7 protein-coding genes are annotated in these 13308 nt (G+C 71.1%); 5 read left to right on the top strand and 2 right to left on the bottom strand.

Annotated elements, in window-relative coordinates; genetic code table 11:
• Positions 1-193: 193 nt before the first annotated feature.
• Positions 194-1756 carry an RCC1 domain-containing protein gene (locus tag IPJ59_RS29000; protein ID WP_293274190.1) on the top strand — a complete coding sequence of 521 codons (1563 nt, stop codon included), beginning with the start codon at positions 194-196 and terminating at the stop codon, positions 1754-1756.
• Positions 1757-1800: 44 nt separating this feature from the next.
• Positions 1801-2415, top strand: coding sequence for a hypothetical protein (locus IPJ59_RS28995; RefSeq protein WP_293274189.1), 615 nt, complete (start codon positions 1801-1803; stop codon positions 2413-2415).
• On the opposite strand, the gene IPJ59_RS28990 is transcribed toward IPJ59_RS28995, so the two are convergent.
• Both IPJ59_RS28990 and IPJ59_RS28985 read right to left on the bottom strand, forming a co-directional pair.
• Positions 2396-7111 (bottom strand): hypothetical protein, encoded by a 4716-nt coding sequence (locus tag IPJ59_RS28990; RefSeq protein ID WP_293274188.1) that lies wholly within the window; start codon positions 7109-7111, stop codon positions 2396-2398. The two genes, IPJ59_RS28995 and IPJ59_RS28990, sit on opposite strands and share 20 nt — an antisense overlap.
• A complete protein-coding gene (locus tag IPJ59_RS28985; RefSeq protein ID WP_293246027.1) occupies positions 7090-8694 on the bottom strand; it encodes a sacsin N-terminal ATP-binding-like domain-containing protein in 1605 nt (534 codons plus the stop codon). Before IPJ59_RS28985 ends, IPJ59_RS28990 begins: the two co-directional genes overlap by 22 nt.
• Before the next feature lie 185 nt (positions 8695-8879).
• Between IPJ59_RS28985 and IPJ59_RS28980 the strand changes: the two genes are divergently transcribed.
• The 3 genes from IPJ59_RS28980 to IPJ59_RS28970 are packed head-to-tail and all read left to right on the top strand — an operon-like array spanning position 8880 to position 13284.
• Entirely contained in the window at positions 8880-9677 is a 798-nt protein-coding gene (locus tag IPJ59_RS28980; protein WP_293246024.1) for an IPT/TIG domain-containing protein, read from the top strand.
• 15 nt (positions 9678-9692) lie between these two features.
• A complete protein-coding gene (locus IPJ59_RS28975; RefSeq protein WP_293274187.1) occupies positions 9693-10232 on the top strand; it encodes a GNAT family N-acetyltransferase in 540 nt (179 codons plus the stop codon).
• 7 nt (positions 10233-10239) lie between these two features.
• Complete coding sequence (locus tag IPJ59_RS28970; protein WP_293274186.1) at positions 10240-13284, top strand: HsdM family class I SAM-dependent methyltransferase; 3045 nt, start codon at positions 10240-10242, stop codon at positions 13282-13284.
• Positions 13285-13308 lie beyond the last annotated feature (24 nt).

The following is a 13308-nucleotide window of genomic DNA, read 5'->3' as shown; positions in this document are numbered from 1 at the left end:
GCGCCGCTGGCCGTCGAAATCTCTGCGCATTGGCAAACCTGGCTCGCGCAGCATTCTGCGATGGATGCACGCTCCCGCCATCGTCCGAATGTCCCTGTGCATCGCGCTGCTGACCGCCTGCTCGGATGCGCCCGGGACCGGTGGAGAGAGCACGACGGGCCCGACAACCTCCGATGCGACGGCAGATCCCTCGATGAGCGGCACAGCAGGCGCCGTGACGACATCGGCGAGCACCTCGATCACCGGCACGACCAGCACCACGACCGAGACGACAAGCGCCACGACGGAGGGCGGGAGCTCGTCGACGACCGCGATCTCGGCCACCTCGGACGCGACCACCAGCGGGGCAAACTCGGGCTCCGATACGTGCCCGGACTCCGGTACCTGCTCGGGCGGGACGACGAGCGACACGACCGGGGCCGACTCGTGCGGATGGGAGACGACCGGCGGACCTCCGAGCTGCGGGGACGGCGTGCTCGATCTCGTCGACGACCCCAATTGCAGCGAGCAGTGCGACCTCGGCCAGGACAACAACGATGGCGGCCCATGCACCACCCAGTGTCGCGCAGCGGCCTGTGGCGACGGTCTGCTCCACGTCGGCGTCGAGGACTGCGACGACGGGAACGACAACCCCGCAGACGAATGCCCCAACCACTGCGGCAATCCCTTCACCTACACCCCGCCGAAGATCGTCGCCGGCTCCACGCATATGTGCGCGCTGTCGCCAGCGGGCAAGGTCCGCTGCTGGGGCGGCTCGGCCAAACACGGGGAGCTCGGGTACGGGTCGACCCAGCAGATCGGCAACGCCCCCGGCGAAATGCCACCACCCGATGTCAACGTCGGCGGCACCGTCGTGCAGCTCACGGCCGGCGACGTGCACACCTGCGCGTTGCTCGCGGGCGGGACGGTCCGCTGCTGGGGCTACGGCGCGGTCGGAGCCCTCGGCTATGGGAACACCGAGAACATCGGCGACGAGCCCGGCGAGATGCCGCCGCCCGACGTCGATGTCGGCGGCGCGGTGATACAGATCGCCGCCGGCGAGTTTAACACCTGCGCGCTGCTCATGAACGGCAAGGTCCGCTGCTGGGGCGCGCACTCCCCCGCCTCGATCGGCGACGGACCGGGGGAGATGCCGCCGAACGACATCCCACTGGCGGGCAAGGTCGTACAGATCCACGGGAACCGCGATCAATCGTGCGTCCTGCGGGAGAACGGCACCGTCGCGTGCTGGGGGACGGACCATCTGCCCTATGGCGTGTACTTCGGCGGCTTCGTCGTCGAGGTCTCGGGCGAGGTCTGCGCGCGCCTCGCTGGCGGCGCGATCCGCTGCACCGGCTACAATGATTATGGACAGAAGGGATATGGCCATACCAACTATGTCGGTGACGCGATCAAGGCCGGCGACATCCCCGTCGGCGGCGCAGTGAAGCGCCTGATCCCCGGCGACGCACATACCTGCGCGATCCTCGCCGCCGGCGACGTGCGCTGCTGGGGCGAGAATTCGTCGGGATCCCTCGGCTATGGCCATACCGACAACCTGGGCGACGAACCTGGCGAGATGCCCACACCAAACCTCGACCTCGGCGGCCCGGCGCTCGATCTCGCCGTCGCCTACTCATACAGCTGCGCGACCTTCGCCGGGACCAAAGTGCGCTGCTGGGGTCTCGGCAAGGGTGGCAACCTCGGGTATGGCAATTACCAGAACATCGGCGACGGTCCGGGCGAGATGCCACCGGCCTATGTGCCTGTGTTCTGAACACAATCCGCGCCGGATCGTATGATTGATAAGGAGACAGCAGTATGCGAACCGTCACCAGCATGATATTCGTCCTCGGAACGCTCGCGGCGTGCCACTCGACCAAGGACGGCGAGAGCGACACAACCACCAGCGACGGGAGCACCAGCGCCGCAACCAGCGTCGGGAGCACCGGCGCCACGACCAGCCCCGGCAGCACTGGCGCGACGAGCTCGTTGGACAGCACGAGCGGGAGCGACCCGAGCGGAGGCCCGGTGACCGGAACGGCAACCACCGGGGCGCCGGCCACGGACAGCGGTAATTCGGGCTCGAGCGAACCCGGGGGCACGGACTCGGTCGACACGACCACGACCACGAATGGCAGCACGGGGGCAGGCTCGACCACAGGCGGCACAATGCTGATTGAGTGCAACGGATGTACCTGTGATCCGGCGGTCAGCTATTGCCAGGTGGCATGGAGCAACACGATGGATCCACCCCCCGAACATCCGTCAGGGATGTGCCCATTTATCCAGGCCGGCGTCTACGACTACGGATGTGTGCTCTATCCGCAGGCCTGCGGCGATGACCCGACCTGCGACTGTGTCCCGAAGACCGACCCGATCTGCGGGTGCATGGATGCAGGGGACTGGCTGATCGTCAACTGCGACTATCCTTGATCACACTGGGCGCGTCGGGCCCCGAGCCGACGCGATGAGGCGGTGGCCCCACGCCGAGCCCGTGCGCCAGGCTCTCGGCCAGCCGCGCCACGAACGCCCGCTCGTCCTCGGCGTCGATCTCCTCCGCGATCTCGTTCATCACGGTGTACGCCGCCGACACCACGAAGCACAGCTCGATCGGATCGACCGCTCCCCCCGCGGCCAGCCGCTCGAGCATGCGAGCCACCAGGGGATGCGATCGCTGCACCACGATCCCCCGCTCGAACGCGACCAGCCCACCGCCCCGCGCGTCACCGACCATCAGGCGATCGAGCCCGAGCGCGTCGAGCAGCGAACCATGCCGCTCCCGCGCCCACGCGAGCTCGGCCCGCAGCGCCGCCAACAATCGCTGCTCCGCCGTGCGCTCGACCACCGGCACCATCGGCGCCACCAGCGGTGTCGCAGACAGTATCGCCGATGACGCCCCAGCCAACGAATCCACCGACGATATCGCAGACGATATCGCCGATGACGCCCCCGCCGACGATATCGCCGGTGATGTCGCCAGCAGGGCCCCAGTCGACGAATCCACCGGTCGTGCCCCGGTCGACGGTATCTCCGACGATATACCCGACGGTACCGCGGACGATTTCGCCGACGATGTCGCCGGTCGTGTCGTCGACGATATCCCAGCCGACGCCCCAACGAGCTGCGCCCGCGCCTGCCGCATCGCCGGCGAAATGATCCCCACCAGCGCCGCCCGCAGCTGCTCGAGCGGCTTCCCGAGCCCCGCCAGCTCCGGCTCGCTCGCAGCGGCCAGCGCCGCGTCGACCTCGACGAGCCGCGCCAGCGCCCGCTCGCGCTCACCCGCAGCCAGCCGCCCCGCCCGCAGCTGCTTCACCAGCGCCTCGTACAGCCCGCAGATCTGCTTGGCCAGGCTGCCGCGCTGCCGCGCGTCGAGCTCCACCCCGCCCGCCCCGATCGTCAGCCCCTTGCCGTGCACCACCCCGCAGCACGGCATCGCGGCCAGCAGCGCGACCCGCCCGACCTCGCGACCCGCGCGCGTGAACACCAGCGCCTCCGCCTCCTCGGGCGCCCGCGCGATCCACAGCTGCGCCTGCAAGCCCCCCGCGATCGTCGCCTCGCGCAGGGCCCACGCCACCCGCCGCAGATCGGGCAACACGAAGCTCGGCGCCCGCGCCAGCTCGCGCAGCGCCGCCAGCTCCGCGGCCCAGCGATCGTCGAGCCGCCGCAGCTTCACCGCCCCCGCGAGGCAACGCTCCGCCGCCGCGTCGACGCGAACGATCGTCTGCTCGAGCTCGAGGCCCGGCTCCGGCGCCTCTGCGTCCACCCCGACCGCGTCGACGCTGCCACCACCGACCTCGATCTCCGCCAGCGTGTGCGCCCGCCCCCAGACATCACGAAACAGCGGCACCCCGCGCACCGCCGCGAGCCCGCGATCCGTCGTCACACTCCCCTGCGCGACCCGCTGCAGCAGCTCACTCGCATAACCAAGCAGCAGCGTCCGCGCCGACGCCTGCGCCTCCGGCCCGAGCGCCGCGAAGCGCTCACACAGCTCCACGATCAGCCCCGGCACCGCCCGCCGACAGCGGCGCAGGTGCTGCCCGTACCGCTTGCTCTTCACGTCGACCACCCCCTGCGCGTCGATCGGCAGCTCGTCATCCGCCACGATCGCCAGCACCGGCGCCGCCACATCCGCCTGCGTGAACTCCCCGACCCGCCGCCCCCGCGTGCACAGCACCAGCGACAGCCCGGCCTCGCCCTCGCGCGCCAGACCGATCTCACCCGTCACCCCCGGCTGTCCGCTCGCCAGCGACACCGTCGCCCACACCCGCGATGCATCGAGCTCCGCCAACTCCACCGCCGGCAGCCCCGCCAGCTTCTCCTCGCGCCCGCGCTCACGCAGCCGCTCGCCACCATCCACGACGCTCTCCGCACCGAAGCGCCGCCGCAACGCCGCAACCACCGGCGCCGTCTCGCGCAGCACCGGCGGCCCCGCCAGCCTCATCGTCGGCGTCGTCGGCGGCACCCACTCGATGCGCCCATGCTCCGCGAGCACCGCCTCCACCGCGTCGATCGACAGCGCCCCACCATCGAGCGTGTGCAACAACTCCAGCCCCGTCAGCCCCGGCAGCCGCGCCGCGAACAGCTCCCCATCCGACTCCGCCAGCCGCAGCAGCAGCGGCGCCGCGACCCAGCGCCAGCGCGTCAGGTCGTCGTGATGATGCGCCAGCAGCCCCGCCACCAGCGCCCACGCCCCCTCGCGCAGCGCCGCCACGATCGCCGTCACCACCTCCCCCTCGATCACATCATTCCACTCCGGCGTCGGCTCCAGCCCCGTCGAGGTCGCCACCCCCACGATCGGCCAGATCCCCAGATCGATCGCCCGCGTCACCAGCGGCCGCTCCTGATAGCGCAGCTCGATCTGCCCGAGCCGCGGCTCGACCCCCGGCGGCACGCTCCCGTGCGCCATCATGATCGCCGCCTCGACCGCCCCCACGCGCAGCGTGCGAGACCACAGCGCCGGCTCGAGCCCCGCCGCCTGCAGCTCGACCTGCATGCTCGCCGCCAGCTCCGCGATCGTCTGCGGCGGCGCCGACCAGAACTTCCGCTCGCGCCGCCGCACCGCCAGCGACGGCACCCACGAGCGCAGCGCCCCCTCACCACCCAGCAGCCCCGCGAGGATCTTCCGATCGCCGCGACCGAGCCACGCGATCTCGCGACCCAGCGACGGGTCTGGCGCCACCGATCGATCGATCTCATCCAGCCGACCCACCTGCGCCTGCCGCCGCGCCAGCTCGTCCAGCGACCGCTGCGTCCCGTCGAAGTCCTCGAACAGCGGCATCTGCAACAACACGTCGAGCGCCCCGCCGCCCGCCCGCAGCTGCCCCGGCGACGGCAACACCGCCAGCACCGCCGCCGCGTCCGGACGCGCCTCCGCAGCCACCCCAAGCGCCGCCCACAACTCGTCGCGCGCCTGCCCGTCCAGCACCAGCAACAACCACGCCTTCACCAGCCCGCGCACCGCCGGCGCCAGCGCCCCATCACGCGACCCCTCCACCAGCGCCGCCAGCGGCAGCTGCAGCGCCGCGATCACCTGCAACGCCGCCCGCACCAGCGTCGCGTCGCGGACCGCGTCGTCGTACAGCTCCCCCGGCGTGAAGTCCCCTTCGAGCACCACGTCGAGCGCCGGCACGCCCCACGCAACCTCGACCTTCGTCAGCAGACAACCCTCGCGCACCAACCACAGCGTCCCCTCCGCCCGCGGCGCCACGTCGCTCGCCTCGACGCCGACCCCGAGCTCCCCCTGCAGCCCCTCGCCGGCGATCTGCGCCCGCAGCAGATAACGCCGAGCGTCGGGCAGACGCAGCGGCATCCGCCGCCGCTGCCAGCTCCGGTGCCCGGCCACCCGCGCGCTCTGCTGCATGAGCTCCGCGTCGCACACCACCGGCGCACAGCCGACGATCCGCCCCAGCTGCCCCGCCGCCTCCGCGTCGATGCGAGCCACCGGCGACCCCTCCGGCGCCAGCTCCGGATACTCCTTCAGCGCATACGCAAGCATCCCCCGCGCCTCGCCGTCCCCCGCCCGCTGCTGCTCCGCCGCCGCCGCCAACATCGCCAGCGACACGAAAGCCGCCTCGCGCCCGCCCGTCCGCGCCTCCGGCCAGCGAAGCGCCTCCGCCACCACCATCACGTCCGGCCGCTTGCGCAGGTCACGAAGCCGAAGAAACTGCAGCACCTCCGCCCGCACCCGCGCCAGCGTCGGCTCCACCGGCAGCGCCCCGCTGCGCGTCGCCTCAACCAGCCGCGCCATCAGCCCCCAGCGCTCTACCCGGACCTGCCCGACCACCTGCGCCAGCGCCTCGTCGGCCACGATCTTCGCCAGCGACACGTCCTTGCGCAGCCGCTCCCCCGCCACCACCGCCACGATCCCCGGCCCGCACTGCTCGAGCGGCAGCGTGTCGATCCACACCCCGTCCTTGATCAGCCGCAAGCTCGCCGGCCCCTCGCTGCGGGTCAACGCGACCACCCCGCGCATCTCGCTGGTCGCAAATTCATGCGCCGCGATCGCCCCCGCAATCTTCAACCCGGCGGAGATCGCCACCCCATCGAGCGAGACCGGCAGCGGCGAATGAGCGCAGCGCTCGCGCAGGTGCAGCTCCTCTCCGAGTCGCCCGCTGAGGTTGCGCATGAAGTCCACGATCAGCCCGAGCCGCACCCGCAGCTCGACGTGGATCGTCGTCCCCACGACCGCCTCGATCGCCGTCACCACCTCCTCCGCCCCCGGCCGCAGCACCAGCTGATGCCCCCCGCTGCGCACCGTGATCCGCCGCGGCCCGAGCCCCAGCGCCGCGTTCAACCCCAGCGCCAGCTGCCGCTGCCCGCGCAGCAGCGCCTCGTCGCCGTCCGCGAAGATCGAAGCCCACAGCTCACCGAGCTCCTCCGCGGCGAAGCCCGCACCATCGAAGCGCATCCGCATGTCGTCCGCGTCGATGTCGAACACCACCTCCGTCGCCCCGCGCAGCACCGCCGCCTGGACCAGCTCGAGCACGTAGCGCCGCGCGTCGACCAGCTGAAATTTCTGCATCTTGACCCGCGCCTGGGCCCGGTCGAGCGTGAAGCGCCCGCGCGAGTCGAGCTCCCCCCCCGCCCGCAGCTCGCCCAGGAGGTCGCTCAGGTCGCCGTCCGTCGCCATCGCGCCTCCGCGGCCGCCGTCGCCAGCCGGGCGTCCGTCGCCAGCCCGAGCTCGCCGTGTAAGAAGAACGCCTTGATCGCCAGGTACGCCGCCAGCTCCGGCTCGCGCTCCGCCACCGCCCGCAGGTGCAGCAAGGTCGGGTGCTCCGCCGACAGCACCAGCACCCGCGCGCTCGTCAACCACCCGCTCACCATCAGCCCCACCTCGGCCACCGGCGTCACCTCGCCGAAGCTCGCCTGCGAGATCGCCAGGCGATCGGCCACCACCGAATCCGCATAGTTTAGCGACCCCACAGCGACCTCCCGCACTTTCCACCCCGCCGCCTTGATCAGCCGCGCCATCGCCTCACGCAGCGCCGCCCAGCCCGCCACCGCCGCCGCGTCGATCGCCACCGCCGTACAAAATCCCTCGATCCCCACCGGCCGCTCACCCACCCCCGCGATCACCAGCGCCTCGACCTCGTCATCACCAGCGCACGCGACCACCCGCTGCCCCTCCGCCACCAGCCGCTCGACCACCGGCGACATCACCCGCGCCCGCCACAGCTTGCTCCCCCGCGGCCGCCCGCGCAGCTCCCCGAGCGACGCCGGCGGCCCGCCCAGCATCGGCACCAGCGCCGCCCGCAGCCACTCCGGCTGCACCACCCCGCGCCCGAGCTGCCGCGCCGCGCCGCGATACAGCAGCGCCCGCGCCTCCGCCTCGATCGCCTCACCCGCCGCGCAGCGCTCGAGCGCCGCCACGATCTCCCCCGCCAGCCGCGTGCGCGCCACCTCGCCGACGATCGCCATCGCCTTCGCGTAGTTCTCGTCGCGGATCACGTTGTCCCGCGTCATCGAGTGCTCGAGGAACCGCGAGTCGAGCTTGAAGGCCACGTGCGGCAGCGACTCGTCGTGCTCCTCGTGCAGCGTCAGCCCGCCGTGATAGTAGCCGCGTAGCCCCGCGAGCTCCGGCACCAGCGCCATCACCAGCCGCGTCCCCTCCTCCGCGTGCTCCACCTTGCACAGCCCCGCGACGTCCATCGCCCCGCTCATCAGCTCACCATCGAGGCGCAGCTCGATGCGCACGTGCTTACACCAGTACTCGAGCGTCTCGCGCGCCTTCTCCCGCGCCGCCGCCACCTCCGCCGCGCTGGCCGGCTTGTACAGCCGCACCGTCGTCCCCTCCACCGGGCTCGCCAGGCGGATGCGCTCGAAGCTGCGGTCGCGGCGAAACACCACCCGCCACCACTCGCCCGCGCGCCCGGTGTCGACGCAGACCAATTCCGGGTCGATCGCAAACACCGACACGAAGCCGATGCCGAAGCGACCGATCTTCGTATAGTCACCCTCCTTCGCCGACGAGAACAGCCGCGTCAGCCGGGTGTCGATGATCTCCCGCGTCATCCCCTCGCCCGCGTCCGCCACCTCGATCACCATCAGCCCGCGCTCCGCGTCGTGCTCGATGCGCACGTCGATCTGCTCGCTCCCCGCGTCGATCGCGTTCTGGATCAGCTCGCGCAAGAAGGCCCAGGGATCCGCGAACTGGTGGACCAGCCCCTCGAGCGCATCCCCCACGCTGCTGATGTCCGGCGTCTGCGCAGCCATCGAACGGCGGGCATCGTACCCCTCCAACCACACCGCCGTCGAACGCCGGCGTCGTCCCCCTGCCGCTGGCGTCGAGCGGGCGAACTCGCCCCGCCGCAAGCACCGCAAGCACCGCGACCCCACCCCGTAAACACCCTCGACCCCTGGGCACCGAGCGCCCGCTCGCCGACACTACCAGCACAGCCATGACCACGCCCCAGCCCACCTCCCCGTGGTTCGTCCGCATGCTCGGCGCCTTCCTGCTCTTCGAGGCGGTCAGCTCCGCGATCGCGCTGATCTACCTGTTCCCGCAGATGCCCGCCTACGTCGCCCCGCCCGGCTTCGGCTGGCTCATCGGCGCCGACCCCCAGTCGCTCGACCGCAACCTCCTGCTGCTCGCGCTGTTCTCCGGCGCCCTCGGCAGCACCCTGCACACGATGCAGTCCTTCGCCGCCTTCGCCGGCGACCGCAAGCTCGAGCCCAGCTGGTTCTGGTGGTACGTCCTGCGCGCCCCCGTCGGCGCGATCCTCGGCTTCCTGATCTACGTCGCGACCCGCGGCGGCGTGCTCTCCCTCAACGTCAACGACGCCAGCACCGCGATCAACCCCTACGGCGTCATCGCCATCGCCAGCCTCGCCGGATGGTTCTCCAAGAAGGCCACCGATAAGCTCGCCGAGGTGTTCGATATCCTGTTTCGCACCGCCCGCGAGACCGAGTTCACCGGCAAGCTCCACGCGCCCAAACCCCCGGTGATCGACACCCTCGACCCCAGCTCCCTGCCCGCCGCCGAGGGCGGCCCGCTCAAGATCGTCGGCAAGGAGTTCAGCGCCACGGCCCAGGTCCTCCTCGACGACCAGCCCCTCGCCGCCGCCCGCGACGCCGACGGCAACCTCGGCGTCATCATCCCCGCCGGCCTCGAACCCGGCGACCTCCCCCTCATCGTCGTCCAGAGCCCGGCCGCCGACGCCCCCCGCTCCGCCCCCGTCACGCTCACCCTCACCTGATACCGTCGCACCGCGATGCCCCTCTTCGACCCCTTCCCGGTCCTCCACACCCCGCGCCTCCACCTGCGCGCCCCCTGCCTCGCCGACGCCCCCGACTTCCACCGCCACGACACCGACCTGCAGGTCCGCCGCTACCTCAGCAGGCCCCCGCCGAGCTCGCTCGCCGTCACGGAGGCGAAGGTCGCCGGCATGGTCGACAACACCGACGCCGTCGCCTGGGTCCTCGCCGACGCCACCACCGGCGCCTTCCTCGGTTACGCCTGCCTGTGGCACTGGGACCAGCTCAACGCCCGCGCCGAGCTCGGCTACGTCCTCGACCCCGCCCGCTGGGGTCAAGGCCTGGTCCCCGAGGCCCTGACCCCGATCCTCCAATTCGGCTTCGAACGCATGAGCCTCCACGCCATCGAGGCCTGGGTCCACCCCGACAACCACGCCTCGATCCGCGTGCTCGCCAAACTGGGCTTCATCAAGGAGTCCCACTTCCGCGAACACGAGCTCAACCTCAACACCCACAGCTGGGACGACGTACTCGTCTATACGCTCCTGCGCCCGTGACCGAGCCATGGCGACAGACTCCCTCGATCTTCGGGCGCAGCTCCGACCGTACGGGGCACGCTCCGCCGACATCGTGCTCCTCGACGGCTCCGCCACGCCCGTGGAGCAGCTCCGCTACCTCGATCTGACGCGTGGCCGGCATGCCGAGCTCGCCTGGCCGAACGCCGTCGTCGAGGCCGCAGGTCAGCCAGTCCTCCACGTCGTCGACGCCTCGCAGGCTCGCCCGGACGGGCCCCCGCTGGCCAGGCTGTGCCGCGTACTGGCGCTTCGCGCCGGCGCCGATCACCTCGCGTTGCTCGAGCCCGGTCGAATCACGATCTATCCGCTCGCGCTCTCGGCGGAGCGCCCCAACCCATGGACGATCGAGCGCGACGATCCGGCCGCCCCCGGACTGATACCCGCGATCGCCGCCCCCTCGGATCCCTACCCGGGCCTGCCGAGCCGGCCAGTATCGGCCGCGACCGCGGTGCACGACCTGCTCATCGGCCTGCTGACACGCACGACCGAGACCCTCACCAACTATGGCATCGCCCACCTCGATGCCCTCTCACTGGTCGGTCGGGCGCTGTTCATTCGCTTCCTGGCGGATCGCCAGATCCTGGGCGACCGCGACGCGGTCACCATCGGGCCCGTCGAGACCTGCCTCGATTCGTCCGCGTCCGCGACCAGGACCTCCCGCTGGCTCGACGACACCTTCAACGGCGACTTCCTGCCCCTCCCGCGCAAGGGCTCGCGCGCATGGTTTCGCGGGCTCGACGACCGCGTCTTCCACGAGCTCGGCCAGGTCTTGCGACGCAGCCCGACGGGCGACCCACCGCAGCTCGGCTGGAGCGACCTGCTCTTCGACCACATCCCGGTGAGCCTCCTGAGCCAGGTCTACGAGCACCACGCACATCACTTCGATCCAGACGGCGCCAGGCGGACCAGCGTGCTTTACACGCCCAGGCATATCGCCGCATACATGATCGACGAGGTGTTCGCCGCGCTCGACGGCTCCGCGGCCCACGCCCGCATCCTCGACCCGGCCGCGGGCGGCGGGGTGTTCCTGGTCGAGGCATTTCGTCGCATCGCGGCGGCGCGCTGGCAGACCGACGGCGCGCCGCCTGACACGACGAAGCTCCGCAGCATCCTCCACAACCAGCTCTGCGGCCTCGACATCAGCGAGCCCGCCCTGCGCCTGTGCTCGTTCGGCCTGTACCTGACCGCGCTCGAGCTCGACCCCGGCCCGCAGCCCCTCTCGCGCCGCTTCGACCAGCCGCTGCTGGGCAGCGTGCTCCACAATGTCCGCAGCACCGACGCACGCCACCCATACATCGGCAGCCTCGGCACGACGGTCGGTTCGCAGCACCGCCACGCCTACGACATCGTCATCGGCAATCCGCCGTGGAGCACCTGGAGCGCGACCCGGGAGGTCCCCCCGGAGGCCGTGGACGCGCAGGTCCGCGAGGTCGAGGCCACCATCCGACCGATCGTTCGCGAGCGCCTCGGCGAGGCCGCCGGGCAGCGCTACACAATGCTCGACAAGGTCCCCGACCTGCCCTTCGTGTGGCGCGCGCTCGACTGGGCCCGGCCGGGTGGACGCATCGCATTCGTGGTCCACGGGAGGTTCCTGTTCAAGCAGTCGGAGGCCGGCCAGCGCAGCCGCAGCGACCTCATGCACGCCGCGACCTGCACCGGCATCGTGAACGGCGCCGCGGTCCGCCAGTCGCAATTCTGGCCCAACGTCGCCGCGCCGTTCTGCATCCTCTTCGCCCAGAACCAGCCCGCGGCCGAGGACTCGTCGTTCTGGTTCGTGAGCCCGACGCTGGAGGACCAACTCCACGCAAAAGCACGCTGGCGCATCGATGGAGACCCCACGCGCTGTGTTCAACTCGCCGAGCTGGACGCCCGCCCCACCCTGCTCAAGACCCTGTTTCGCGGGACCCAGCTCGACGCCCAGATCCTCGGGCGCATCGAGAGCCTCAACCTCGATACCCTCGTCGAGATCTGGGATCGCCACGGCGGCAAGCAGCACCACGGCCAGGGCTTCAAGGTGGGCGGCACCACGCCCACGTCGCGGCCGCAGGAGCCAGCGCGCGAGCTGTGGGGCATGCGTGCGCTGCGTGAGCGCCCCTCCGCACAGGCGCTGGACGACCTCAAACTGCCACGGATCCGGAGAGGCTTCGCCTGCCAGCACCCGCGCAAGCGAACGATCTATACCGCACCGCTGCTGCTCATCGCCGAGACGCCCGCGAGCGACCCGGATGAGCTCAACGTGTACCTCGCGCTCGAGGAGGACATCGCCTACAATCAATCGTTTCGCGGCTTCAGCTGCGCCTGGCACGCCCAAAGTGAGCTCCTGGCGCGCTACATATTTCTTATCTTCGGCAGCTGTCTCCCCGTATATCGCGCCTTGCTCACGAGCGGCAAATTCGGCGTCGAACGCGATATCTACGAGGCCGACGACCTCCGCAATTTCCCCCTGCGCCCGCTCGAGTCGCTCTCCACAGCCGCCTCCGCCCAGATCGTGCCGCTCTCCGACGCCCTCCTCGCCGACCCCGCTCGTGCCCGGGCCTCCGTCGACGCCTGGGTCTGTAAGGTCTATGGCCTGAGCAACAAGGATCTGCAGGTCGTGCATGACACGCTCGCGGTGGCTTCACCGTTCTCCGCCGCCAGGAAGCGCGCGCAGCAGCGGCCCACCGAGCTCGCACTGACCACATACCTCGAGGTCCTGCGCACCACGCTGCAGCCGTTCCTGGGCCGCCATGAACTGGAGATCGCGGCGCGCCATGCCCGCAATGTGCCCGGTGAACCGTGGATCCTCCTTCAGCTCGACGCCTACGCGAGAGCCAGCGGACCGCCGCTCCTGTCGGATCGACGGGCGTTGCTCGATACCCTCGCGGATGCCGATCCGCTGGGTGCCAGCCGTGTCACCGTCGTGACAACACCCGGCCAGCTGCTGATCGCCGTCATCGCCCAGTTTCGCTACTTCACCGCCTCGCAGGCGCGCCTGCTCGGCCTCGAATTGGTGCATGAGCAGGCCGCGGCGCTGCTGGCCGCATCCCAGGCATAAGGCCATCGCGCCGCAGCGCCGTGC

Origin of the sequence: Nannocystis sp. (assembly GCF_016714285.1) — a bacterium.
Taxonomy (GTDB): domain Bacteria; phylum Myxococcota_A; class Polyangia; order Nannocystales; family Nannocystaceae; genus Nannocystis.
Note: the sequence above shows the minus strand (reverse complement) of the source record. Positions and strands in the feature narration are given on the sequence as shown.